This is a genomic window from Actibacterium sp. MT2.3-13A (genome assembly GCF_018139985.1).
Lineage (GTDB): Bacteria > Pseudomonadota > Alphaproteobacteria > Rhodobacterales > Rhodobacteraceae > JAGSOU01.
Map to the genome: position 1 here is coordinate 203,882 of NZ_JAGSOU010000001.1, position 24,996 is coordinate 228,877.

Here is a 24,996-nt window from a genome sequence, read left to right on the forward strand (position 1 = left end):
AGACGGTTCCTATTCAGTTGCCGCCAATCTAGGCATCCTTAACCGCGCGCGCCAGTGCCAGGGTGAAAACCTCCCTTGCGCCTGCGGCAAGGCAGGCCGCGGCGGCGGCGGTGAAACTGGCGCCCGAGGTCATCACGTCATCGACCAGCAGCACCGGCCGCCCTTTCATCCGCGCCACCCGCCGGGGGTGGGCGGCGATCCGGCCCGCCATGTTGGCAAAGCGTGCCTCGGCGCTCATCCCCTCCTGTGCGGGCGTGGCGCGGGGGCGGATCAGCAGATCGGGGCAATGCTCCAGCCCCGCGCCCCGCGCCACGCCCTCGGCCAGCAGCGCGGCCTGGTTGTAGCGCCGTCTCAGCAGCCGCCAGCGGTGCAGCGGCATCGGCGCGACCAGCAGGTCGGGGGCGAGGATCGGCCGGGCCGCCCGCAGCATCCAGCCCGCGGCCGGGCGCGCCAGGTCGGTCCGGTCGCCATGTTTCAGCGCCAGCGTCAGGCGCCGGGCGTTGTCACGATAGACCAGCGCCGCGCGCCCCCGCGCCCAGGGCCGGGGCCGGGCGAGGCAGTCGTCGCAATGGACGACGCCCTCGGCCTCCTCCCCCGGCAGGGGCGCGCCGCAGAGGTCGCAGACCAGCCCCGAAATGAACCATGTGTCGCGCCAGCACGGGCCGCAGAGCGCGAAATCGCTCTCGACCAGATCGCCGCAGGACACGCATTGCGGCGGAAAGACAAGGCGCAACGCCCTTTGCATTCGCTTCCGAGCCTTCTACATAGCCGGCCATGACCCAGCCGCCGCGCCTGACCGACCGCACCGCCCTGACCCGCAACCGCGCCCGCAGCCGCGGCGACGCGATGTTCCTGCAACACGCCGCGCGCGACGAGGTTCAGGAAAGACTGGAACTGGTTAACAGAACCTTTACGGCGCCTGCGGTGGTGACCGGCTTCCCCGAAATCTGGGCCTGGCCGGGCGCGAAAATCGTCGATGACGACGAGGTTCTGGATCTGGAGCAAGGCACGCATGACCTGGTGATCCACGCCCTCTGCCTGCACTGGGCGAACGATCCGGTGGGGCAACTGGTGCAATGCCGCCGGGCCTTGAGGCCCGACGGGCTGTTCCTGGCGGTCCTGTTCGGCGGGCGGACCCTGCATGAGCTGCGCGCGTCGCTGGCCGAGGCGGAAACGCGCCTTGCCGGGGGGCTCTCGCCGCGCGTCGCGCCGATGGGCGAGATCCGCGATCTCGGCGCGCTGCTGCAACGGGCGGGCTTCGCCCTGCCGGTGGCCGATGCCGCGCCCCTGACCGCGACCTACGAGACCGCGCTGCATCTGATGCACGAGTTGCGCGCGATGGGCGAGGGCAACGCGCTGGCCGGCCGCCACCGCCGCTTCGCCCCGCGCGCCCTGTTCGCCGAGGCCGCCCGCGTCTACGCCGAAACCTACGGCACGCCCGACGGGCGCATCCCCGCGACCTTCGAGATGATCGTGCTGACCGGCTGGGCGCCGGATGACAGCCAGCCCAAACCGCTGCGCCCCGGATCGGCCGCCGCGCGGCTGGCCGACGCGCTGAACACCGACGAGGCCCCCCTGCCCGACCCGGCGCGCCCGCGCCGCGATTGACCCATTGGCAAAACCGTCTATGTCCTGGGGGCAAGCCCGACCTGCCCAGGACATCACCGGAACGCCCCAGGACAAGAACGGAACGAAACATGCTGGATGACAAACACGGCCGGACCTTCGGCTTTTCCGAACAGCCCGGGGCCGTCTGCCCGGCGCACGCCCCCAAGGACCACCCGAAGATCCCGCCCGCCAGGATCGGCGTGCTGATCGCCAATCTCGGCACGCCGGACAATTACGACTACTGGTCGATGCGGCGTTACCTCGGCGAATTCCTGTCGGACAAGCGGGTGATCGACTACCCGTCGTGGAAATGGCAGCCGCTGTTGCAGCTGATCATCCTGACCAAGCGCCCCTTCAGCTCGGGCGCCGCCTACAAGTCGATCTGGAACGAGGACAAGGGCGAAAGCCCGCTGATGACCATCACCAAGGACCAGACCGCCGCCATCGCCGCCGAGATGCAGCAGAGCTTTGGCGACCGGGTCGTGGTCGATTTCTGCATGCGCTACGGCAACCCCTCGACCAAATCCAAGGTGCAGGAGATGATCGACAAGGGCTGCCAGAAGATCTTGTTCTTCCCGCTCTACCCGCACTATGCCGGCGCCACCTCGGCCACCGCGAACGACCAGTTCTTCCGCGCCCTGATGGAGCAGCCCTGGCAGCCCGCCGCGCGCACCGTCGCCCCCTATTTCGACGAACCCGCCTATATCGACGCGCTGGCCGGCTCGGTCGAGCGCGCCTACGCGGCGGCGGAGGAAAAGCCCGAGCTGCTGGTCGTCTCCTATCACGGCATGCCGCAGCGCTACCTGATGCAGGGCGATCCTTATCACTGCCAGTGCCAGAAGACGACGCGCCTGCTGAAGGAGCGGCTGGGCTGGGACGACAGCCAGATCGCCACCACCTTCCAGTCGGTCTTCGGCCCCGAGGAATGGCTGCGCCCCTACACCGTGGAGGAGGTCGCGCGGCTGGCCCGCGAGGAGGGCAAGAAACGCATCGCGGTGATCGCGCCGGCCTTCTCGGCCGATTGCATCGAGACGCTGGAGGAGATCAACGAGGAGATCCGCGAAAGCTTCGAACATGCCGGCGGCGAGCAGTTCACCTACATCCCCTGCCTCAATGACGAGGCGTCGCATGTCGCCGTGCTCAGCGACGTGATCCGCAACAACCTGAAGGGCTGGATCGGCTGACCGGCCAAGAAAAAAGGCGGTGGGAGACCCACCGCCTTTTCAGGAACTCATGCCTGCCGCGCCTTAGTTGGCGGCAACGGCTGCAACCATCACGACGAACAGCAGCGGAACCAGGATGCCGCCGTTCGAGGACGCGGAATCCTCGACGATGACTTCGGGCTCCATGACCGGCTCGGCCATGCCGCCGGCGAATGCGGTGGTGGCAGCCAGCGTCAGGGCGGCGGCGAGTGCGACTTTTTTCATTTTGATCTCCAGCAGCGGATGGGCGACGCGCGTACACCGGACGACACCCGAGTTTCGTTGTGCAGAGAATCCTTACGCCGTAAAAATCGCTCTTGGCAACAACTTTGCAGCGACGAACATCACATGTCCGTCAGAGGATCAGATCAGCAACACCTGCGTGCCGACACTGGTCAGGCCGAACAACTCCGCGATGTGCTCGTTGTAGAGTCCGATGCAGCCATTCGACGACCGGCGCCCGATCTTGCGCGTGTCGTGGGTGCCGTGGATCCGGTAATAGGTCCAGCTCAGATAGAGCGCATGGGTGCCCAGCGGGTTGTCGGGGCCGGGGCCGACGTAATCGGGCCATTCGGGGTTGCGCTCCTTCATCGAGGGGGTCGGACGCCATTCCGGCCCCTCGACCTTGCGCACGATCTCGGTGCGGCCGCGCCGGGTCAGATCCTCGGACAGCGGCACCGAGGTCGGGAACAGCTTGTAGACGGTCTCGTCCTCGGACCAGTAGTGCAGCGCCCGCGAGGTCGTGTCGACCAGGATCGCGCCGCCCTCCAGCGAGGCGAAATAGGGTTGCCACTGCAGCGACCGGAAGGACGAGATGTTGCGCCGCACCACCGGGTCGATGTCGGGCTCGAACTCGGGCGCGAAAGTGTCCTTCGATCCGCTCTGCGCCAGCGCGGGCGTCGCCAGCCCGCCCAGCGCGGCGGCGGCGCTCCCGGCCAGAAAACGGCGACGGTTCGGGGATGCAAAAGGCCCAGATGTCATGTCGATCTCCGCTCAAAGCCTGTCTTTTCGCGTCGATATTATGACCGCGGGGCCGCAGTCGCAATTCAATCACGCTTGATTGAGCGGATTTCGCCCCCTGGCGTTTGAAATGCAACGCGCCGCGCGGTAATGAGACCCGGCAACTCCGGGGATCTGTTTTCATGATGCGTCTCGTTCTGCTTCTCGTCGCCGCGCTTCCGCTGGGTCTGGCCGGCTGCATGACCACCGAGCCGACGGTCGGCGCGGATGGCAAGCCGCTGCCGCAAGTCTACCACCTGAAACCGAATTCCGAGACGCAGGTGCAATACCGCATGCTGGATGCGGTCAACGCCCTGCGCCGCGCCAACGGTGTTGGCGCGCTGCAACTGAATGCCGAGCTGAACGCCGCCGCGGCCACGCATTCGCGCGACATGTCGCTGCAGAACCGTCCCTGGCATTTCGGCTCGGACGGCTCCTCGCCGCTCGACCGGGTGCGCCGCGCAGGCTACCAGGGCATCATGCTGGGCGAAAACATTTCGGAGACCTTCGAGACCGAGCTGGAAACCCTCGCCGCCTGGATGGAACTGAAGGACACCCGCGACGTGATCCTCGCCGCCGGCGCCACCGACATGGGCTTCGCCTTCTTCCAGGAGCCGAACGGCAAGATCTGGTGGACCATGGTCACCGGCGGCCCGGGCCGCGACCCCGATCCCACCATCGCCGCAGCCGAAACCGGCTTCTAGGGCAGGATGTCGATCACGGTTCCGTCCTGGACCATGGCGTAGATCGCCTCCATGTCCGGGTTCGACACCGAGATGCAGCCCGCCGTCCAGTCGCGCCCGTCCATCCGGCCCGGCGACTCGCCGTGGATGAAGATATCGCCGCCGGGATCCTCGCCCAGCCTGCGCGCCTCCGCCATGTCGCGCGCATTGGGATAGGAGATCCCCAGCGACAGGTAGAACTGGCTCTCGGGGTTGCGCCGGTCGATGTAATAGCGCCCCTCGGGCGTCTTGCCGTCGCCCAGGACCTTCTTGTCGCCCTCCGGCGCGAAGCCCAGCCCGATCGGGTATTGGCGCAGCACCTGCCGACCGCTCATCAGATAGATCCGGCGCCGTTTCTTGGCGACGATGACCTGCGTCACCTGCGGCCCGCGATAGCTGCTGGTACTGACGTAATTCGAGGATTGCTGGCTGCCCGCGCAACCGGCCGTCAACAGGGCTGCCCCGCCCAGGATGGCCCCACGTCTGCTCAACATGGTGAACCTGCCTACACTGTCCATATTCTTTTTCTGAATAACAATTTTATCACAGCGCCCCGGGCGACGCCAGACATCGGCTAACATGGTTAAGGGCGGCCAAACCGCGCGGCAAGCTCCACATGGGGCGACCAGCGGAACTGATCGACGACCTGAACCCAGTCCAGCGCGAAGCCCGCCTGCACCAGCGCCCGCGCGTCGCGGGCGAAGGTCACCGGGTTGCACGAAACCATCGCCACCACCGGCACATTCGAGGCCGCGATCTGCGCCACCTGCGCCTCGGCCCCGGCGCGCGGCGGGTCGATGACCAGCGCGTCGTAGCGCGACAGCTCGTCGGGCATCAGCGGGCGGCGGAACAGATCGCGGGTCTCGGTGGTGACGCGCCGCAGCCCCTCGGCCCGGCGCCATCCCTGGTCGAGTGCGGCCAGCAGCGCGGCCTCGCCCTCCACCGCGTGGATCTCCGCCTGCTCGGCCAACGGCAGGGCGAAGGTGCCGCAGCCGGCGAAGAGGTCGGCCATGCGTTTCGCCCCGCCCGCGGCCTCGCGCACCGCGCCGACCAGCGCCCCCTCGCCCTCGGCCGTGGCCTGAAGGAAGGCGCCGGGCGGCGGGCTGACCAGCGCCCGGCCCATCCGCTGCACCGGCGCGCGGCGCTCGGCCAGCAGCTCGCCGTTCCAGCTCAGCCGGGCCAGGTCATGCGCCCCCGCCAGCGCGCCGAGCGCGGCGAACAGCGCCGCATCCATCGGCTTGGCCCCGGTCACGGCCACGTCCACCCCCGCCTCCGACAGCGTCAGGGCAAGGTCCAGCGCGCCCTTGCGGCTGGCACCCAGCGAGGTGATCTCCTCCAGCGCGGGCAGGCAGGCCATCAGGCCCGGGTGCAGCAGCCGGCACTCCGGCACCGGCACCACCGTGTCCGAGGCCCGCGCGTGGGACCCCACGATCACGCCCTTCTTGGTGCGCTTGCCCGCCAGCGTGGCGCGGCGGCGCGAGCGCGCGGGCGAGGTGGCGATGGGGCGCATTTCCGCCTCCAGCCCCTGCGCGGCCAGCGCGGCGCGCACCACGGCCACCTTCCAGTCGGCGACGAATGCGTCCGAGGCGTGCTGCAGCGCGCAGCCGCCGCAGCTTTTGAAATGCGGACAGGGCGGGCGGACGCGATCGGCCGAAGGCGTCGCGATCCGCACCGCGCCGCTCGCCTCGTCGATCTCCACCTCTTCGCCCGGCAGGGTCAGCGGCACATAGACCGGCCCCGGCCCCACGCCGTCGCCCCGGTGGCCCAGCCGTTCGATCGTCACCTTCATTCCGCCGCCTCGTCCGCCTTGAGAAACCCGCCCGACTGCCGCCGCCAGTAGCGCGCATAAAGGCCGTCGCGCTCCAGTAACGCGTCATGGGTGCCCTGTTCAACGATCCGTCCGCTGTCCAGCACCACGATCCGGTCCATCTCCGACAGCGTCGACAGGCGATGCGCGATGGCCAGCACCGTCTTGCCCTCCATCACCCGGTGCAGCGCCGCCTGGATCGCGGCCTCGACCTCCGAATCCAGCGCCGAGGTCGCCTCGTCCAGGACCAGGATCGGCGCGTCCTTGAGAAAGGCGCGGGCCAGCGCGATGCGCTGGCGCTGTCCGCCCGACAGCTTGACCCCGCGCTCGCCCAGATACGCGTCATAGCCGGTCCGGCCCATGTGGTCGCGCAGGCCGAGGATGAACTCATGCGCCTCGGCCCGTTTCGCGGCCTCGACGATCTCCGCCTCGCTGGCACCGGGGCGGCCATAGAGGATGTTGTCGCGGGCCGAGCGGTTGAACATCGCGGTTTCCTGCGTGACCATGGCGATCTGCCGGCGCAGGCTTTCCTGCGTCACGTCGCGCACATCCTGCCCGTCGACCAGAATCCGGCCCTTTTCGCTGTCATACAGACGCAGGAGCAGCGCCACGAGGGTCGATTTCCCTGCCCCCGAAGCACCGACGATCCCCAGTTTCTCGCCCGGTTTCACGGTCAGGGTGATCCCCTCGATCCCGCCCGTGCGGCGGCCATAGGCGAAGCTGACGCCGTCGAAAACGATCTCCCCCGCCCCGCGCGACAGATCCGCCGCGCCGGGGCTGTCGGGCAGGGCGTGGGGCACGCTGAGGGTGCGCATTCCGTCCTCGACCTCGCCGACGCTGGCATAGAGCCCCATCAGCGCGAAGCTGACCCAGCCGGTCATCTGCGCGATGCGGATCGCGATGGAGCCGGCGGCGGCGATGTCGCCGGCGCTCGCCTGGCCGAGGCTCCACAGCCACAGCGTGCCGCCGATCAGAACCACGGGCAGGATCCCCGCCATCGCCATCAGCGCCAGGCGGAAGGCCGAGGCCAGTGCGCCGAAGGACAGCGCGGTCTGGCGGAACCCCTCCATCGCGCCCAGCGCGGCGCGGTCTTCATGCGCGGCATGCGCGAACAGCTTGACCGTCTTGATGTTGGTGATCGTGTCCACCACCTGCCCCGAGACCATCGCCCGCGCCCCGGCCCGCCGCGCCGCGCGCAGGCGCACCCGCGGCAGGAACCAGCGGATCAGCGCCATATACCCCGCCAGCCAGACCACGAGGGCCAGCGCCATGCGCCCGTCGATCGCGGTCAGGAGCAGCGCCGAGCCGACCAGCGAGGCCAGCGCAAAGGCCACGACGTTGATCGTCTCTGCGGTCACCTCGGTCACCGCGCGGGCGGTCTGCATCTGCTTTTGCGCGATGCGGCCCGCGAAATCGTCGTCGAAAAAGGTCACCGCCTGCCCCATCGTCCAGCGATGCAGCCGCGACAGCACCAGCGGCATGACATTGGGCTGCACCACCAGCGCGTTGGCCGCGGCGCTCAGCCCGAACAGGATCGGCCGCGCGATCAGGAAGAACGCGGCGAAGCCCAGCAGAAGCGGCCAGTGCTGGCTGAACAGCTGCTGCGGGCCCGCCGCCAGCGCGGTGTCGATCACCGCGCCCAGCAGCAGCGCGGTCAGCACCTCGGCGCTGCCCCCCAGCGCCGAGGTGGCGGCGGCCAGCCCCAGCATCGGCCAGGCCCCCGACAGGCACCAGCCGAAGAACGCGCCTAGCCGGCGCGGCGGCGGTCCGTCCGCGGGGCGGAAGGCGTCGATCCAGTCGCCCGGCCTCATGCCGCCACCGCTGGGCGCGGGGCGCGAGAACGTGCGGGAAATTCCAGGAGGCGATGCATGGCGCGGCTTTCACGGGGGCTACCCCCGGGATATAGCCGCGATCAGCTCACAGGAAAACCATCCCCGCCGACAGCGCCAGCGCGCCCGCCATCCCCAGCATGAACATGGACCACGCCCGCGGATGCTGCAGCAGATAGCTCAGCAGCGATCCGGCGAAGCTCCAGAACAGGCAGACGAAGAGGTTGATCCCGGAAAACGCGCCGGCCAGCCGCGCCGCCTCGCCCCAGGGCGGCAGCCCCGCGGCGTAGCCCGAGGCCGCGGCCAGCGCGATCGCCCAGACCTTGGGGTTGACCCATTGGAACAGCGCCGCCTCGATCAGGGTGAAGGGCCGCGCCCGCGCCGCGGCCTCGGGCGCGCGCGCCGAGGTGGCCAGCTTCCACGCCATCCACAGGATCCAGCCTGCCGCCAGCCCCTTCAGCAGCAGCGTCAGCCCCGGCTGCGCCAGCAAGAGCGCCCCGATCCCCACGCCCGTCACCGCCGCGATCACCCCGACCCCGATCGCCACCCCCGCCACATGCGGCAGCGTGCGCCGGAACCCGAACCGCGCGCCCGAGGCCGTCAGGAGGATCACGTTCGGCCCGGGCGAGAACAGCCCGGCAAGCACAAAGGCGTAAAGCGGGTCGAGAAGGTTCATAGAACGAGCAGCACCACGCAGCCCGCGATCAGCGCGCCCATCGCGCGGTTGAACCAGCGCATCCGGCCCTCGGTCGTCAGCCACCGGGTGATCGCGGCCCCGGCGATGGCCCAGCTCGAGGCCGAGGTCAGGCCGACACAGATGAACATCCCCGCCACGGTCAGCGCCGAGACCAGCGGCGCCGCGCCGCTGACGAATTGCGAGGTGATCGCCACGGCCATGGTCCAGGCCTTGGGGTTGATCCACTGGAAGGCCGCCGCCTCGACGAAGGTGAACGGGCGCGGCCGGCCGGAAACAGAGCCTAATCCGCCCGAAACCGCCACTTTCCACGCCACCCACAGCAGGATCAGCGCCCCGCCCCAGCGCAGCGTCTCGCGCAGCAGCTCGCTCTGCCGGAAGACCCCGGCGAGGAAGAAACCGACGATGAAGATCATCAGCGGAAAGCCCAGCCCGATGCCCAGGATATGCGGCACGCTGCGGCGCAGACCGAAATGCGCGCCGGAATTGGCCACCAGCACGTTGTTCGGACCGGGCGTGAAGGCCGTGGTGACGGCCAGGATGAAAAGCGTCAGAAGGCTGTCCAGCGCCATCGCCTACCCCAGCAGTTGCGATTTGGTGAGCGCGAAGCCCGAGGCGACCCAGCGCGCCTCCAGTTCCTTCATCCGCGCGCCCAGCGCCGGGCCCTCGAGCCCCGGCATCAGGTCGGCGGCGCGCAGCGGAAAGACCTGCGCCGCGCCATGGGCGATCTGCACGCGCCAGCCCTGCGGCAGCGGCGTCTCGAACAGGGCCGCGCGCAGCAGCAGCAGGTCGCGCGCCGCCTCTTCGCCCAGGAGGTAGCCCAGCGCGGCAGGACCTTCGCCGCCGCCCAGCCCGTCGCGCAGGGTGGCGACCCGGCGCGCCTCGGCACGGCTCAGGCGCAGATGGCCCGCCGGATCCTCGCCGCCCAGCAGCGCCAGCCGCCGTATGCCGTCGGGCGCGACGCCCTCGTCGCGCTCCAGATGCACCAGCACCGGCAGGGCGCGGGCGTCGGCGCCGGGCAGGACATGGGCCAGAACGCCCGCCTGCGCCATCGCCGCCACCGCCGGCGCGGGGTCGGGCGCGGAGAGCAGTTTTTTCAGCTCGGCCCCGATGCGTTCCTTCGAAAGCGTCTCTAACCCGGCGGAAAACGCCGCGCAGGCGGCCAGCCCATCGGGGTCGAGCCCGCCCTCGGGGTCGCCATACCAGGCATGGAACCGAAAGAAGCGCAGGATGCGCAGGTAGTCTTCCTTGATCCGCTCCTCCGCATCGTCGATGAACCGCACCCGCCGCGCCCTCAGGTCGGCAAGCCCGCCCAGCGGATCGACGATCTCGCCCCCGGGCGTGGCGTAAAGCGCGTTCATGGTGAAGTCGCGCCGATGCGCGTCTTCCTCGGCGCTGTCGGCATAGGCGACCACGGCATGGCGGCCGAAGGTCTCCACGTCGCGGCGGAAGGTGGTGACCTCATGCGGGACATGGCCCGAGACCACGGTGACCGTGCCATGCTCGATGCCGGTGGGCACGGGTTTCAGCCCCGCCGCCTCGGCCAGTTCGATCACGCGCTCCGGCCGCGCGTCGGTCGAGATGTCGATATCGTTGACCTCGGCACCCAGCAGCGCGTTGCGCACGCAGCCACCCACGAACAGCGCCTGATACCCCGCCGCGGTCAGCGCGGCGCAGACGGCCTGCGTCTCGGGGGCGGTTATCCAGGGCTCGGTCAGGCGCATCAGGCGGCGATCCTTCCGGCCAGCCCGCGCAGGATGCGCGCGGTCGCGCCCCAGATGTAATAGGGGCCGTAGGGAACGGTGTAGTAATAGCGCCGCTGCCGCCGCCAATAGCGCCACTGAACGATGAATTGCGCCGGATCGGTGACATGTTCGAAGGGCACGGTGAACACCTCGTCCACCTCGCCCGCCTCCGGCACGGGGGTGAAGGGCGCGGTGACATGGGCGAGAACCGGCGTGACGGTGAAGCCGGTCACCGTCTCATGCGCCGGCAGGGTGCCGAGGATCTCGACATGGGCTTCCGGCAGGCCGATCTCCTCGCGCGCCTCGCGCAGCGCGGCGCCGATGGGGCCGTCATCGCCCGCGTCCTGCTTGCCTCCCGGAAAGGCGATCTGGCCGGGGTGATGCTTCAGCCGCGATGAGCGCTTGGTCAGGATCAGCGCACCGCCCTGCGGTGTGCTCTGCACCGCGACCAGCACCGCCGCCGGGGTCAGGACGCGCCCCTCCGGCAGCATCGTGCCGGGATTGAGGTCGTAATCCGAGGACGCGCCGCCGGTTTCGGACAGCGCGCGCCGCAGCAGGGCGATGGGATCACTCCCCGTCACCCGGCGCCTCCTCGGCCTCGAAGCCGACGGTTTTCGGGTCGAGTTCGTAATGCGCGCCGCAGAACTGGCAGTCGGCGGTCACGATCCCCTCATCGGTGGTCATATGGGCGATGTCCTTGGCCGAGTAGATCGACAGGCTCTGGCGCACGCGGTCCTCGGAGCAGGTGCATCCGAATTTCACCGACTGCGCATCGAAGACCCGCGGGATCTCCTCGTGGAACAGGCGCAGCAGCAGCTCGGTCGGCTGCACCTGCGGGCCGACCAGCTCCAGCTCCTCGACGGTGTCGAGCAGGGTGTTGGCGCGGGTCCAGTTCTCGGCCTCGTCACCGTCCAGGATATCCTCGGCCCGCAACAGCCCGCCCTCGCCCGAGCCGCCGCCCTGCGCCGCGAAGGGCGAGGCCTCGGGCATCTGCTGCAGCATCACGCCACCGCCGCGCCAGCGTTCCCCCTGCCCCGGCAGGATCGAGCGTCCGAAACTCAGCGCGAACCGCGTCGGCAATTGCTCGGACTGGGCGAAATAGCCCTCGGCGCAGGCGGCGAGAGAGCCGCCGGCGATCGGCGTGATCCCCTGGTAGGGCACCATGCCCTTGCCTTGGTCGATCAGGATGGCGAAATAGCCCTTGCCGATCTGGCTGAACGGGTCGGCGCCCGCCTCAAGACGTTCGCGGTCGAAGCTGGCATAGGCGCGGATGCGCGCGGGCGCGCCGTCCTCGACGGGGGCGTAGTAATCGGTGGCGATCAGACGCGCCGGGCCGTCGCCGCGGATCTGCAGCGACAGTTTCCAGCGCAGCTTGATGGTCTGGCCGATCAGCGCCGTCAGCAGCGCCGCCTCGGCCACCAATGCCTCGATCGGGGCGGGGTAGTCGTGCTGGGCCAGCACCTCGTCCAGCACGCCATCCAGCCGGGCGACCCGGCCGCGGATGTCGCTGCGGTCAAGCTGGAAGGGCAGGACGGTGTCGTCCCAGGCAATTCGTGATCCGAGTGTCATGGGGTTCCTTTACGCGTTACGCGTTGGCATACCGCGACTATATAGGCGGGGCAACCGGCACACCAAGGGGACGGGCATGATCAGGAGATTTGGCGAAGCGGCGCAGGCGGGGCGGCGATATGTGCTGCGGCCCGGGGCCTATGCGATGATCGCGCGGGGCGGATCGCTGCTGCTCACCCACCAGGCCGAGCCCCTCCCCGAGATCCAGCTGCCCGGCGGCGGCATCGACCCCGGCGAGTCGCCGCTGGCCGCGCTGCACCGCGAGGTGTTCGAGGAAACCGGCTGGCGCATCGCGCCGCTGCGCCGGCTGGGCGCCTTCCGCCGCTTCACCTACATGCCCGAATACGACATCTGGGCGGAAAAGCTGTGCCATATCTACCTCGCCCGCCCCGTCCGCCCGCTGGGCGCACCGAGCGAGCCGGGCCACAGCGCCCTGTGGATGACGGCCGAGGAGGCGGCGCATCGCTTGGGGAATTCCGGCGACCGGCATTTCGTGCAACGCCAGCTGGGCTGGGTGCGCTAGATCACGAACTGCGCCAGCAGCTCGTCCTCGGTGATGTCCTTGTAGACGAAGCCGGCGGCATCGAGCTTGGCCAGCAGCGTCTCGAAATTCGCCGCTTGCCGGGTCTCGATCCCGATCAGGACCGAGCCGAAGTTCCGCGCCGATTTCTTGAGGTATTCGAAGCGGGCGATGTCGTCCTCCGGCCCCAGCATCTCAAGGAAATCGCGCAGCGCGCCGGGGCGCTGCGGCAGGCGCAGGATGAAGTATTTCTTCACCCCCCTGTACCGCAGCGCGCGTTCCTTGACCTCCGGCAGGCGCTCGAAATCGAAATTCCCGCCCGAGGTCACGCAGACCACGGTCTTGCCCCGGATCTCGTCGGCCAGCACCGGCAGCACATCGACCGCCAGCGCGCCCGCGGGCTCCAGCACGATGCCCTCGACGTTCAGCATCTCCAGGATGGTGACGCAGATCCGGTCCTCGGGGGCCAGCAGCACGTCTTCGGGCGCGATCCCCTTCAGCGCGGCAAAGGTGCGCGCGCCGATCCGCGCCACCGCCGCGCCATCGACGAAGGTGTCCACCTTCTTCAGCGTCACCGGCTCCCCCACCGCCACCGCCGCGGTGAGCGAGGCACCGCCGGCCGGCTCCACGAATTTCAGCGCGGTCTGCGGCGCGGCCTCGGCCAGATAGCCGCGCATCCCCGCCGACAGCCCGCCGCCGCCCACCGGCACGATCACCAGATCGGGGGCGTGGCCCAGCTCCTCCAGCATCTCGACCGCAACCGAGGCCTGCCCTTCGATCACGTCCGGGTCGTCGAAGGGCGCCAGGAAATGCGCGCCCACTTCGGCGCAATAGGCTTGCGCCGAGGCCAGCGTGTCGTCGAAATAGTCTCCGGTCAGCCGGATCTCGACATTCTCGCCGCCGAAGGTGCGGGTCTTGTCGATCTTCTGCTGCGGCGTGGTCACCGGCATGAAGATCACCCCGCGCACCCCGAAATGCCGACAGACAAAGGCCACGCCCTGCGCGTGATTGCCGGCGCTGGCGCAGACGAAGACCTTCTGATCCGGCCTTTCGGCCAGCACCTTTCGCATGGCGTTGAACGCCCCCCTGATCTTGTAGGAGCGCACCGGGCTCAGATCCTCGCGCTTCAGCCAGATCTCGGCGCCGAAGCGCGCCGAAAGATGATCGTTGCGTTGCAGGGGCGTCGGCGGAAACAAGCCGCGCATCGCCATTTCGGCACGCCGTGCTTTTTCGGAAAAATCACTCATTCTATGTTCCTGTCGCGAATGACGGATCGAGACAAGGGGCTATTCGTCGCGACGCCCGCCCCAAGATCGCCCCGTTTCAGCCACATTCTTTTCCGAGACAGCGGAAAACCCACAAGGACAGGTTTGGAATACCCATGAAACACCCCCTCAAGACAATCGCCGGCGCAACGATCCTTGTCGCGCTGACCCTCGGCCCGGTCGCCACGGGCAGCCTGATCCTGACCGCAGACGCCGCCTTCGCCAAAGAGGGCAACGGCGGCGGAAACGGCGGGGACCGAGGCGGCGACCGCAGCGACCGCGGCAACGGCGGCAGGAGCGACCGGGGCAAGGACGACACCGCCCGCGGAAATGCCGGCGGCCGCGGGACGGGCGCGACCAACACGGGCGGCGGGCTGCTCGAACGCATTTTCCCCGGCGCGGCGAACGGATCCAAACCGGCTCAGCCCGTGCGCACGGCATCGCGCAGCGCCGTCGAAACCTCGCCCACGCCCCCGGCGCGGCCCGGGGCCGGTCGCGGCGCGCTGGCCTCGGAACTGAAAGGTCTGAACGCGGCCCACGCCAGCCCCCAGGCCCTGGCCAATGCCAGCCCAGACAGCCAGGTTGGGCGGATCGCGGCCTACCGCGACGCCATCCTCGCCGAGGAAACGGCCCGCCAGGATCTCGAACTCGCGGACCAGAACCTTGCCGACGCCCGGGACGCACTGGCAACGCTGCAATCCGAATACAGCGGACGCAGCGCGGCGGACATCCAGCAAGAGCTGGACGCGGCCCTCGCCGCGCAGACCGTGGACCAGGACGCGGTCGATGCGCTTGAGGCCGAACTGGCCGAGGCCGAGGCGCATGAGGCCGATGTCGCCGCGCTGGAATCCGACATCGCCGGCTATGAGACCGAGATTTCCGATCTCGAGACCGCGATCGCGGAGGCTCCGCAGATCCAACAGGATGCCCTGACCGCCGCCGCCAACGGCCGCACGCTCTCCCCCGAGGCGCTGGCCGAACTGCACCGCCTCCTGGGGCTCGAGGCGCCGGACGCCGACGCCGGGGCCGACACGGCCGACGCCGGATCCGGCGAAACCGGCACCACGGCCACCAACTGACCGGATCGCCGGCCGGGGCGTCCTTCGGGCCGCGCCCCGGCTGCCCCGCGCCGGGGCTTCCTCTTGCCCGTCCCCCAAAAAACCAATAAACGCCCGGGAAACCAACTCTGATCTCGAGGCTAATCGCATGTCTGCCCCTAAGAAAGTCGTCCTGGCCTATTCCGGTGGTCTCGACACGTCGATCATCCTGAAATGGCTGCAAACCGAATATGGCTGCGAGGTGGTGACCTTCACCGCCGATCTCGGCCAGGGGGAGGAGCTGGAGCCCGCCCGCCAAAAGGCCGAGATGCTGGGGATCGACCCCGCGAACATCTTCATCGAGGACCTGCGCGAGGAATTCGTGCGCGACTTCGTCTTCCCGATGTTCCGCGCCAATGCCCAGTATGAGGGGCTCTACCTGCTGGGCACCTCGATCGCGCGCCCGCTGATCTCCAAGCGCCTGATCGAGATCGCCGCCGAAACCGGCGCCGATGCCGTCGCCCACGGCGCCACCGGCAAGGGTAACGACCAGGTCCGCTTCGAACTGGCGGCTTACGCGCTGAACCCCGACATCAAGGTCATCGCCCCCTGGCGCGAATGGGACCTGACCTCGCGCACCCGGCTGCTGGACTTCGCCGAAAAGAACCAGATCCCGATCGCCAAGGACAAGCGCGGCGAGGCGCCGTTCTCGGTCGATGCGAACCTTCTGCACACCTCGTCGGAGGGCAAGGTGCTGGAAAACCCGGCGCAGGACGCGCCCGATTACGTCTACCAGCGCACCGTGAACCCCGAGGACGCCCCCAACGAGCCCGAATTCGTCGAGATCGGCTTCGAGAAGGGCGACGCCGTCTCCGTCAACGGCGAGGCGCTCAGCCCCGCCGCCCTGCTGACCCGGCTGAACGAACTCGGCGGCAAGCACGGCATCGGCCGGCTCGACCTGGTCGAGGGCCGCTTCGTCGGAATGAAGTCGCGCGGCATCTACGAGACCCCGGGCGGCACCATCCTGCTTGAGGCCCATCGCGGCATCGAACAGATCACGCTCGACCGCGGCGCGGCCCACCTGAAGGACCAGCTCATGCCGCAATACGCCGAGCTGATCTACAACGGCTTCTGGTTCTCCCCTGAGCGCGAGATGCTGCAGGCCGCCATCGACAAGTCGCAGGAACATGTCACCGGCACCGTCCGGCTGAAGCTCTACAAGGGCCTCGCCCGCACCGTCGGCCGCTGGTCCGAGCACAGCCTCTATTCCGAGGAACACGTCACCTTCGAAGACGACGCCGGCGCCTACGACCAGAAGGACGCGGCGGGCTTCATCAAGCTCAACGCCCTGCGCCTGCGCCTCATCGCCATGCGCAACCGCCGCGTCGGCTGAGCCGCCCCCGAACATCGCCAAACGCCCCCCGCGCGGGGGCGTTTTTCGTTCTGTCCCCCTCGCGCACCCGGCCCCCTTTCTTCTGGCCGCAAATATCCTGGGGTGAATGCGCCGCAGGCGCAGAGGGGCAAAGCCCCTTCCCCCTCCCCTTTACCGAAGGGGAATGTTTCACCGGCTTCAGGCCTTCGTGACATCACGGGCTTGTAACTTCCGCGCACGGCGCGGACGGGCCTAGGCTGTAGGCGTCCCGAAAACGGAGCCCCGCCATGTCCCGCGCCCTGCAAGATTTCAAATCCCTCGCACTTCTGCTCGCGATCCTCGTGGCCTATGTCACCCATTGCACGGCCGCCGGCGCCGCCACGCTGGAAAAGGCCGTGGTCGCAGGCGGCTGTTTCTGGTGCGTCGAGGCCGATTTCGAAAAGGTCGAGGGCGTGGCCGGGGTGGTGTCGGGCTTCACCGGCGGCACGGTGAAAAACCCGACCTACAAGCAGGTGGTGCGCGGCGGCACCGGCCATTACGAGGCGGTGGAAATCTCCTATGACCCCGACCGGATCAGCTACGCGCAGCTGATGCGCCTGTTCCTGCGTTCGGTCGACGTGACCGATGCCGGCGGGCAGTTCTGCGACCGGGGCGACAGCTACCGCACCGCGATTTTCGTCTCTGATCCGGCTGAAAAGGCCGCAGCCGAGGCGGCCGTGGCCGAGGCCGAGCAGGCGCTGGGGCGCAAGGTCGTCACCCCGATCCTGCCCGCCGGGCCCTTCTACAACGCCGAGGAGTATCACCAGGATTACTACCGGAGCGACGAGCGCATCCTCACCCGCTTCGGCGTCAAGACCAAGGCCGAGGCCTACAAGCGTTACCGCAAGGCCTGCGGACGCGATGCGCGGGTGCGCGCGCTCTGGGGCGATGCGGCCGCCTTTTCCGGGTCCTGATCAGGCCCCGGCGAGGAAGGCCAGAACCTCGTCGCGCGCGGGCATGGCCTGCGCGGTGCCCGGCCGCGTGACCTGGATCGCGGCGGCCGCGGCGGCATAGCGCAGCGCCTCCTGCCGCCCCGCGCCGCGGTCGAGTGCGGCCACCAGCGAACCGACGAAGCAATCGCCGGCCCCGGTGGTGTCCGCGGGGGTGACGGGAAAGGCCGGAACAGTCACTGTTTCACCGCAATCCGCGATCCATTCGGCGCCCCCGGCGCCGTGGGTCACGATCAGGTCCGGCCCCGTCACCGCGCCCAGCGCGGCGCGCAGCTGCGCGGCCTCCACGGCGTTGACCGCCAGCAGCGACAGATGCGGCAGCACCGCCCGCACCGCCTCGACCGAGAAGGGCGCAGCGGAATAGACCACGCGCACCCCCGTCCCCGCGCGATCTTCGCAGCCTCGGCCTGGTGCGAGGTTTCGTTCTGCAGAAGCAGGCTGTCGCCGGGGCCGGCGGCCCGAAGCGCGCGAGCGATCGCGGCCTCCGACTGGACCCAATTCGCCCCGGCGAACAGAAGAATGGCGTTCTCGCCCGCCGCATCGACCGAAATGATGGCATGGCCCGTGGGGTGGTCCACCTCGGCCACATGGGTCACGTCCACCCCGTAAGAGGCGAGTTCTGCTACCGCCCAGCGCCCGTCGGCCCCCACCGCCCCGATATGGCGCACCTCCGCCCCGGCCAGCGCGGCGGCGACCGACTGGTTGGCGCCCTTGCCGCCCAGCATGGTGCTCAGCGCCTGGGCGGCCAGCGTCTCCCCCGGCGCGGGCAGATGCGGCACGGAATAGACGTGATCCACATTGACCGAACCGAAGGAGAAGACCGTCATCAGCCCACCTTGCAGGCCGCCAGCAGCGCCATGTTGGTGATGTCGTTCACGGTCGAGCCGGTGGAGCAGATCTGGATCGGCTTGTTCACGCCCGACAGGATCGGGCCGATCACCGTGGCGCCCGCCATCTCCTGCATCAGCTTGACCGAGATCGAGGCCGAGTGTCGCGCCGGCACCACCAGCACGTTGGCCGGGCCCGACAACCGCGAGAACGGGTATTTCGCCATCGCCTCCATGTTCAGCGCCACGTCCACGGTCATCTCGCCCTCATATTCGAAATCGACGCCGCGGCGGTCCAGAACCTGGGGGGCGAGATGCATCTTGATCGCGCGCTCGCTGACCGGGTAGCCGAAGGTGGAGAAGCTGACGAAGGCCACGCGCGGCTCCAGCCCGAGGCTGCGGGCGACGCCGGCGGCGCGCTCGGCGATATTGGCGAGATCCTCCTCGTCGGGCCATTCATGCACCAGGGTGTCGGCGATCAGCACGATCCGCCCCTTGTGCAGCAGCGCGGTCACGCCGACCGCGCCATCCGCCGCCGAGGCGTCGAAGACGTGGTTGATCAGTTCCAGCACCTGCGCCGACTTGCGCGTGGCGCCGGTGATCATGCCGTCGCCGTGGCCATGCGCCAGCATCAGCGAGGCGAAGACATGGCGGTCGCGCGCCGACAGGCGATGCGCGTCCTGCATGTCGAAGCCCTTGCGCTGAAGCCGCTTGTAGAGGAAATCGCGATAGGTATCGAGGTGGCGGGTATTGGCGGCGTTCACCACCTCCAACTCGCGGTAGGCATCGCCGAGGCCCACCGATGCCAGCTTTTCCTTCACATCCGCCTCGCGGCCCACGACCAGTGCCTTGCCGTAGCCCGCGCGCTGATAGCTGACCGCGGCGCGCAGCACGCGCACGTCGTCGCCCTCGGCAAAGATCATGCGCGCCTGCGCCGCCTTGGCCCGCGCCGAGATCGAGCTGAGCACCGATGCGGTGGGGTCCATCCGCGCCTGCAGGTCCTGCACATAACGGTCCATATCCACGATCGGGCGGCGGGCGACGCCGGTATCCATGCCCGCGCGCGCCACCGCCGGCGGGATCCGGTAGATCAGCCGCGGGTCGAAGGGCGTGGGGATGATGTAGTCGCGGCCGAAGCTGAGCTTCTGGCCATAGGCCATGGCCACCTCGTCGGGCACATCCTCGCGTGCAAGCTCGGCCAGCGCCTCGGCGCAGGCGATCTTCATCTCGTCATTGATGGCGCGGGCATGGATATCCAGCGCGCCGCGGAAGAGATAGGGAAAGCCGAGGACGTTGTTGACCTGGTTGGGATAGTCGCTGCGCCCGGTGGCGACGATCGCGTCGGCGCGCACGGCGTGGGCCTCTTCCGGGGTGATCTCCGGGTCGGGGTTGGCCATGGCGAAAATCACGGGGTTGTCGGCCATCGAGGCGACCATCTCGGGCGTCACCGCACCCTTGGCGGAGACGCCGAGGAACACGTCGGCCCCCTCCATCGCCTCTTCGAGCGTGCGCAGGCTGGTATTCGCGGCGTGGGCCGATTTCCACTGGTTCATTCCCTCGGTGCGGCCCTGGTAGATCACGCCCTTGGTGTCGCAGACGATGCAATTGTCATGCCGGGCGCCCATCGCCTTCAGCAACTCGATGCTGGCAATGCCCGCGGCACCCGCACCGTTCAGCACGATGCGGCAGTCCTCGATCTTCTTGCCAGACAGATGCAGCGCGTTGATCAGGCCCGCGGCGCAGATCACGGCGGTGCCATGCTGGTCGTCGTGGAAGACGGGGATGTCCATCTCTTCCTTGAGGCGCTGCTCGATGATGAAACATTCCGGCGCCTTGATATCCTCAAGGTTGATGCCGCCGAAGGTCGGCCCCATCAGCCGGACCGCCTTGATGATCTCTTCCGGGTCCTCGGTGTCGAGCTCGATGTCGATGGCGTTGACGTCGGCGAAGCGCTTGAACAGCACCGCCTTGCCTTCCATCACCGGCTTCGAGGCCAGCGCGCCGAGATTGCCCATGCCCAGGATCGCCGTGCCGTTCGAAACCACGGCCACCAGGTTGCCCTTGTTGGTGTAGTCATAGGCGGTTTCCGGCGCGTCGGCGATGGCCTGCACCGGCACGGCCACGCCCGGGCTGTAGGCCAGCGACAGGTCGCGCTGGGTCGTCATCGGAACCGATGGCGTGATGTCGAATTTTCCCGGGTGCGGCTCCAGGTGATAGGCCAGCGCCTCTTCGGGGGTGTATTTGCTCTTGTTGGACATCTTTGTGCGGTCTCCTCCGTTCCGACCCATGCGTCATAGCGTCCCGGACGGGCGGCCTCAACAAAAGATGGAAAACCGGCTTTCGCTGGAATCGCGCGGTTTGTAAGGTCCAGACGCTGCAACCCGGGGGATGATCGTGAGCGACGGCAATGTCACGCCGATGATGGCGCAATATCTGGAGATCAAGGACGCGCACAAGGACGCGCTGCTGTTCTACCGGATGGGCGATTTCTACGAGCTGTTCTTCGACGACGCCGTGGCGGCGGCGGCGGCGCTGGACATCGCCCTGACCAAGCGCGGAAAGCATCTGGGCGAGGATATCGCGATGTGCGGCGTGCCCGTGCACGCCGCCGAAAGCTACCTGCTGACGCTGATCCGCAAGGGCTTCCGCGTGGCGGTCTGCGAGCAGCTGGAGGACCCCGCCGAGGCCAAGAAGCGCGGATCGAAATCGGTGGTGAAACGCGGCGTGGTGCGGCTGGTGACGCCCGGCACGCTGACCGAGGAAAGCCTGCTGGAGGCGCGGCGCCACAATTTCCTCGCCGCCTACACCGAGGTCCGCGACGAGGCGGCGCTGGCCTGGGTCGATATCTCCACCGGCGAATTCCGGGTGATGCCCACGACGCCCGTGCGCCTGTCGCCGGAACTGGCGCGTCTGGCCCCGCGCGAACTGCTGCTATCGGAGACGCAGGAGGCAGATCTGGCCGGAATGGTGACTGAATCCGGCGCCGCGATGACCCCGCTCTCGCGCGGCAGTTTCGACAGCAGCTCGGCCGAAAAACGGCTGTGCAGCCTGTTCAGGACCGGCACGCTTGAGGCTTTCGGCAGCTTCTCCCGGCCAGAGCTGGGGGCGATGGGCGCGATCGTCGATTACCTCGACCTGACGCAAAAGGGCAATCTGCCCCTGCTGCGCCCGCCGGTGCGCGAGGCGGCCTCGGGCGTGGTGCAGATCGACGCCGCGACCCGGCGCAACCTGGAACTGACCTCCAGCCTGTCCGGCGGGCGCGACGGCTCTCTGCTGTCTTCTGTCGACCGCACCGTCACTGCCGCCGGCGCGCGGCTGCTGGAGCGGCGCATCTCCAGCCCCGCCCGCGACCTCGGCACCATCCATGCCCGGCTTGAGGCGGTGCGGTTCATGGTGGACCAATCCCGCCTCGCCGGCGATCTGCGCAGCGCCCTGCGCAAGGTGCCCGATATGGACCGCGCGCTGTCGCGGCTGGGGCTCGACCGCGGCGGCCCGCGCGATCTGGCCGCGATCCGCAACGGCCTGGCGCAGGCTGGCGCGATCGCCGCGGTGTTGGACGCGGCCGCGCCGCCCGCCCTGCTCGCCGGCGCGGCCGGTGCCCTGCACGGCCATGACGAACTGCTCGACCTGCTGGACGCGGCCCTGGTGGCCGAGCCGCCGCTTCTGCCGCGCGACGGCGGCTTCATCGCGCCGGGCCATGACGCCGACCTCGACGAGGCGCGCAAGCTGCGCGACGAGGGGCGCGGCGTGATCGCGGCGATGCAGGCCGATTACGCCCGCGAAGCCGGCGTCTCCTCGCTGAAGGTCAAGCACAACAACGTGCTGGGCTATTTCATCGAAACCACCGCGACGCATGCCGACAAGATGCTGTCGCCGCCCCTGTCCGAGCGTTTCATCCACCGCCAGACCACGGCCAACGCCGTGCGCTTCACCACCGTGGAACTGAGCGAGATGGAGACCCGCATCCTGAACGCCGGCAACCGCGCGCTGGAGATCGAAAAACGTCTCTATGACGGCCTGAAAGCCGCCATTCTGGAGCGCGCCCCCGAGATCGGACAGGCCGCGCGCGCGTTGGCCGAGATCGACCTCGCCGCCGGTTTCGCCGATCTGGCCCGGGCCGAGGACTGGGCAGAGCCGCAGGTCGACGACAGCCGCGCGTTTCATGTGGAGGGCGGCCGCCACCCGGTTGTCGAACAGGCCCTGCGCCGCCAGGGCGGCGCCCCCTTCATCGCCAACGACTGCGACCTCAGCGCCGAGGACGGCGCCGCGATCTGGCTGCTGACCGGCCCCAACATGTCGGGCAAATCGACATTTCTCAGGCAGAACGCGCTGATCGCGCTGCTGGCGCAGGCCGGCTCCTTCGTGCCCGCCCGGCGCGCCCATATCGGACTCGTGTCGCAGATATTCAGCCGGGTCGGCGCCTCCGACGACCTCGCCCGCGGCCGCTCGACCTTCATGGTCGAGATGGTGGAGACCGCCGCCATCCTGAACCAGGCCGACGACCGGGCGATGGTGATCCTCGACGAGATCGGGCGCGGCACGGCGACCTATGACGGGCTGTCGATCGCCTGGGCGACGCTGGAGCATCTGCACGACGTCAACCGCTGCCGCGCGCTGTTCGCCACCCATTACCACGAGATGACGGCCCTGGCCGGGCAGCTCAAGGGGGTCGAAAACGCCACCGTGGCGGTGAAGGAATGGCAGGGCGACGTGATCTTCCTGCACGAGGTCCACAAGGGCGCCGCCGATCGGTCCTACGGGGTGCAGGTGGCCAAGCTCGCCGGCCTGCCGCACGCGGTGGTCGAGCGCGCCCGCGTGGTCCTGGACGCGCTGGAAAAGGGCGAGCGCGAGGGCGGCAACGCGCAGAAGGCGCTGATCGACGATCTGCCGCTGTTTTCCGCCGTGCCCGCCGCCGCGCCCGCCCCGGCGGCGGCGCCCTCGGCGCTCAGCGAAAAGCTCGCCGCGGTCCACCCCGACGAGCTGACGCCGAGACAGGCGCTGGACCTGATCTACGAACTGAAAGAGGCGGCCCGGAACTGACCGCCTCTTTTTCTTGGAAAAATACTCTCGCCGAAGGCGTCGCGCGGAACGCGCGATCACCGCGCCGGGGTCGAGGACACGCCGACCTGCGCGGGGCGCAGCAGCCGATCGTGCAGCATGAACCCCTCGGTCATCACCTGGATGATGTCGCCGGCCTTGGTGCCGGGCACCGGGGCCTCGAACATCGCCTCGTGTTTCTGCGGATCGAAGGCGTCGCCGACCTCGGGCACCACCGGCTCGATCCCGTGCTTGGCGAAGACATTCAGCAGTTCGCGCATGGTCAGCTCGATGCCGTCGATCAGCGCCTTGTTGGCGGCGATCTGTTCCTCTGAGATCGATTCGAGCGCGCGCTTCATGTTGTCGAAGACCGGCAGCATGTCGCGGGCGAGCTTGGAGCCGCCATATTGCTCGGCCTCGCGGCGGTCGCGTTCGCCGCGCTTGCGGATGTTCTCGGCATCGGCCAGCGCCCGCATGAACCGGTCGCGCATCTCGTCGCGCTCGGCGCGCAGCGCCTCGATCTCGGCCTCGAGGGTGGCGCCCTCCTCGGCCAGTGCGTCCAACGTGTCGCCCATCTCTTCCTTCTTCGGTTCTGCCATTTTCTACCCCTTGCCGCGGTCGGAAATCAGCCGCCCGACCAACTGCGCCGTGTAATCCACGATCGGAACGATCCGGCCGTAGTTCAGCCGCGTCGGCCCGATCACGCCCACGGCGCCGATAATCTTACGATCCGCGTTCATATATGGAGAGACCACCAGAGAGGAACCCGAAAGTGAAAAAAGCTTGTTCTCGGAGCCGATAAAAATCCGCACGCCCTCGCCCTCTTCGGCGAGTTCGAGGAAATCGGCGATGTCGCGCTTGCGCTCCAGATCGTCGAACAGCTCACGGATGCGCTCCAACTCCTCCGCCTCGGCGGTGCCCTCCAGCAGATTCGCCCGTCCCCGGACGATCAGCCGCTCATAGGGCTGGCCCTCGTTCTCCCACACCGCCAAGCCGCTTTCGACCATGACGCGGGCGAGGTCGTTCAGCTCCTGCCGGCGCGCCTTGATCTCCCGCGCCATGACCTCGCGCAGCTCGCTCAGCGTCCTGCCCTCGGCCAGCGCATTGAGGAAATTCGCGGCCTCCCGCATCGAGCTGGGCGTCTGCCCCGCGGGCGGCTGGAACACGCGGTTTTCCACATGGCCATTGGCAAAGACCAGAACAACCAGCGCACGCTCGGGGCCGAGGCTGACAAACTCGATATGCCGGATCGGGGCCTCGTGCTTGGGCGCCAGGACCAGGCTGGCGCCGTGGGTCACGCCCGACAGCGCGGCGCCGATCCGGTCCAGCATGGTGCCCACGTCGCGCTCGTTGCTGCCCAGCGTGGCGTCGATCTTCTCGCGGTCGTCGGCGGCGGGGTCGTGCACCTCGAGGAACCCGTCCACGAACATCCGCAGCCCCATCTGCGTCGGCACCCGCCCCGCCGAGACATGCGGCGAGTGCAGCAGGCCGAGGAATTCGAGATCCTGCATCACGTTGCGGATGGTCGCGGCGCTGACCTTTTCCTCCATGCTCCGGGTCAAGGTGCGCGAGCCGACCGGGCCGCCGGTGTCGAGATAGCCCTCGACCACCCGGCGAAAGACCTCGCGGCTCCGGTCGTTCAGCTCATCCAGAATGTTCTGCCCGTCGGTCACGGTGCATTCTCCTTGGTCGGGCCATTAAAGGCGATGCGCCCGGCCCGTCAATCGGGGTTGCATCATGGGCCGTTGCATGGGAGCAAAGCGCCAACAATTCA

General features: G+C 68.7%; 23 protein-coding genes and 1 pseudogene. 8 read left to right on the forward strand and 16 right to left on the reverse strand.

Annotated elements, in window-relative coordinates; translation table 11 throughout:
* Positions 1-28 precede the first annotated feature (28 nt).
* On the reverse strand, positions 29-745 hold the full coding sequence (locus tag KCI33_RS01005) for a double zinc ribbon domain-containing protein (RefSeq protein ID WP_212522879.1): 717 nt from the start codon (positions 743-745) through the stop codon (positions 29-31).
* Positions 746-774: 29 nt separating this feature from the next.
* Between KCI33_RS01005 and KCI33_RS01010 the strand changes: the two genes are divergently transcribed.
* Entirely contained in the window at positions 775-1,608 is an 834-nt protein-coding gene (locus KCI33_RS01010) for a methyltransferase domain-containing protein (RefSeq protein ID WP_212522880.1), read from the forward strand.
* An 89-nt stretch (positions 1,609-1,697) separates the two neighbouring features.
* The gene (hemH, locus tag KCI33_RS01015; RefSeq protein ID WP_212522881.1) at positions 1,698-2,792 is read left to right on the forward strand and encodes a ferrochelatase; all 1,095 of its coding nucleotides are present in this window, start codon (positions 1,698-1,700) and stop codon (positions 2,790-2,792) included.
* 63 nt (positions 2,793-2,855) lie between these two features.
* Here the strand turns inward: hemH and KCI33_RS01020 are convergent, their stop codons facing one another.
* Positions 2,856-3,035 (reverse strand): hypothetical protein, encoded by a 180-nt coding sequence (locus tag KCI33_RS01020; protein WP_212522882.1) that lies wholly within the window; start codon positions 3,033-3,035, stop codon positions 2,856-2,858.
* A 138-nt stretch (positions 3,036-3,173) separates the two neighbouring features.
* Positions 3,174-3,791: a L,D-transpeptidase gene (locus KCI33_RS01025; RefSeq protein ID WP_212522883.1), complete on the reverse strand. Its 618-nt coding sequence runs from the start codon at positions 3,789-3,791 to the stop codon at positions 3,174-3,176.
* A 161-nt stretch (positions 3,792-3,952) separates the two neighbouring features.
* On the opposite strand from KCI33_RS01025, the gene KCI33_RS01030 reads away from it, so the two are divergent.
* Positions 3,953-4,513 carry a CAP domain-containing protein gene (locus KCI33_RS01030; RefSeq protein ID WP_212522884.1) on the forward strand — a complete coding sequence of 187 codons (561 nt, stop codon included), beginning with the start codon at positions 3,953-3,955 and terminating at the stop codon, positions 4,511-4,513.
* Here KCI33_RS01030 and KCI33_RS01035 read toward each other — a convergent pair.
* The 8 genes from KCI33_RS01035 to KCI33_RS01070 form a co-directional block, all read right to left on the reverse strand.
* Positions 4,510-5,025, reverse strand: coding sequence for a L,D-transpeptidase family protein (locus tag KCI33_RS01035; protein ID WP_212522885.1), 516 nt, complete (start codon positions 5,023-5,025; stop codon positions 4,510-4,512). The genes KCI33_RS01030 and KCI33_RS01035 overlap by 4 nt on opposite strands.
* Before the next feature lie 89 nt (positions 5,026-5,114).
* Positions 5,115-6,320 carry a class I SAM-dependent RNA methyltransferase gene (locus KCI33_RS01040; RefSeq protein ID WP_212522886.1) on the reverse strand — a complete coding sequence of 402 codons (1,206 nt, stop codon included), beginning with the start codon at positions 6,318-6,320 and terminating at the stop codon, positions 5,115-5,117.
* Positions 6,317-8,149, reverse strand: coding sequence for an ABC transporter ATP-binding protein (locus KCI33_RS01045; protein WP_212522887.1), 1,833 nt, complete (start codon positions 8,147-8,149; stop codon positions 6,317-6,319). The genes KCI33_RS01040 and KCI33_RS01045 overlap by 4 nt, the downstream gene beginning before the upstream one ends.
* Before the next feature lie 106 nt (positions 8,150-8,255).
* Positions 8,256-8,843 carry a LysE family transporter gene (locus KCI33_RS01050; protein ID WP_212522888.1) on the reverse strand — a complete coding sequence of 196 codons (588 nt, stop codon included), beginning with the start codon at positions 8,841-8,843 and terminating at the stop codon, positions 8,256-8,258.
* The gene (locus KCI33_RS01055; RefSeq protein WP_212522889.1) at positions 8,840-9,433 is read right to left on the reverse strand and encodes a LysE family translocator; all 594 of its coding nucleotides are present in this window, start codon (positions 9,431-9,433) and stop codon (positions 8,840-8,842) included. Before KCI33_RS01055 ends, KCI33_RS01050 begins: the two co-directional genes overlap by 4 nt.
* A 3-nt stretch (positions 9,434-9,436) precedes the next feature.
* On the reverse strand, positions 9,437-10,585 hold the full coding sequence (locus KCI33_RS01060; protein ID WP_212522890.1) for a CCA tRNA nucleotidyltransferase: 1,149 nt from the start codon (positions 10,583-10,585) through the stop codon (positions 9,437-9,439).
* A complete protein-coding gene (locus KCI33_RS01065; protein WP_349252165.1) occupies positions 10,585-11,187 on the reverse strand; it encodes a CoA pyrophosphatase in 603 nt (200 codons plus the stop codon). Before KCI33_RS01065 ends, KCI33_RS01060 begins: the two co-directional genes overlap by 1 nt.
* Positions 11,174-12,175, reverse strand: a complete 1,002-nt coding sequence (locus KCI33_RS01070) for an Hsp33 family molecular chaperone HslO (RefSeq protein WP_212522891.1) — start codon at positions 12,173-12,175, stop codon at positions 11,174-11,176. Before KCI33_RS01070 ends, KCI33_RS01065 begins: the two co-directional genes overlap by 14 nt.
* A gap of 76 nt (positions 12,176-12,251) precedes the next feature.
* Here KCI33_RS01070 and KCI33_RS01075 point away from each other — a divergent pair, with 76 nt between their 5' ends.
* Entirely contained in the window at positions 12,252-12,698 is a 447-nt protein-coding gene (locus KCI33_RS01075) for an NUDIX hydrolase (RefSeq protein ID WP_212522892.1), read from the forward strand.
* On the opposite strand, the gene ilvA is transcribed toward KCI33_RS01075, so the two are convergent.
* Positions 12,695-13,942, reverse strand: coding sequence for a threonine ammonia-lyase IlvA (ilvA, locus tag KCI33_RS01080; RefSeq protein WP_212522893.1), 1,248 nt, complete (start codon positions 13,940-13,942; stop codon positions 12,695-12,697). The genes KCI33_RS01075 and ilvA overlap by 4 nt on opposite strands.
* A gap of 134 nt (positions 13,943-14,076) precedes the next feature.
* On the opposite strand from ilvA, the gene KCI33_RS01085 reads away from it, so the two are divergent.
* The 3 genes from KCI33_RS01085 (at position 14,077) to msrA (ending at position 17,322) form a co-directional block, all read left to right on the forward strand.
* Entirely contained in the window at positions 14,077-15,039 is a 963-nt protein-coding gene (locus KCI33_RS01085; protein WP_212522894.1) for a hypothetical protein, read from the forward strand.
* A 127-nt stretch (positions 15,040-15,166) separates the two neighbouring features.
* Positions 15,167-16,390 (forward strand): argininosuccinate synthase, encoded by a 1,224-nt coding sequence (locus KCI33_RS01090; RefSeq protein WP_212522895.1) that lies wholly within the window; start codon positions 15,167-15,169, stop codon positions 16,388-16,390.
* A gap of 266 nt (positions 16,391-16,656) precedes the next feature.
* The gene (msrA, locus tag KCI33_RS01095; RefSeq protein ID WP_212522896.1) at positions 16,657-17,322 is read left to right on the forward strand and encodes a peptide-methionine (S)-S-oxide reductase MsrA; all 666 of its coding nucleotides are present in this window, start codon (positions 16,657-16,659) and stop codon (positions 17,320-17,322) included.
* Here msrA and KCI33_RS01100 read toward each other — a convergent pair.
* Together KCI33_RS01100 and KCI33_RS01105 are read right to left on the reverse strand one after the other, a co-directional pair.
* Positions 17,323-18,185, reverse strand: a pseudogene (locus KCI33_RS01100) (ribokinase).
* The gene (locus KCI33_RS01105) at positions 18,185-20,443 is read right to left on the reverse strand and encodes an NADP-dependent malic enzyme (RefSeq protein WP_212522897.1); all 2,259 of its coding nucleotides are present in this window, start codon (positions 20,441-20,443) and stop codon (positions 18,185-18,187) included. Before KCI33_RS01105 ends, KCI33_RS01100 begins: the two are co-directional and overlap by 1 nt.
* Before the next feature lie 130 nt (positions 20,444-20,573).
* Between KCI33_RS01105 and mutS the strand changes: the two genes are divergently transcribed.
* Positions 20,574-23,225, forward strand: coding sequence for a DNA mismatch repair protein MutS (mutS, locus tag KCI33_RS01110; protein ID WP_249138832.1), 2,652 nt, complete (start codon positions 20,574-20,576; stop codon positions 23,223-23,225).
* Positions 23,226-23,281: 56 nt separating this feature from the next.
* On the opposite strand, the gene KCI33_RS01115 is transcribed toward mutS, so the two are convergent.
* Both KCI33_RS01115 and hrcA read right to left on the reverse strand, forming a co-directional pair.
* Positions 23,282-23,821, reverse strand: a complete 540-nt coding sequence (locus KCI33_RS01115) for a nucleotide exchange factor GrpE (protein ID WP_212522898.1) — start codon at positions 23,819-23,821, stop codon at positions 23,282-23,284.
* A gap of 3 nt (positions 23,822-23,824) precedes the next feature.
* Positions 23,825-24,895, reverse strand: coding sequence for a heat-inducible transcriptional repressor HrcA (gene hrcA / locus KCI33_RS01120; RefSeq protein ID WP_212522899.1), 1,071 nt, complete (start codon positions 24,893-24,895; stop codon positions 23,825-23,827).
* Positions 24,896-24,996 lie beyond the last annotated feature (101 nt).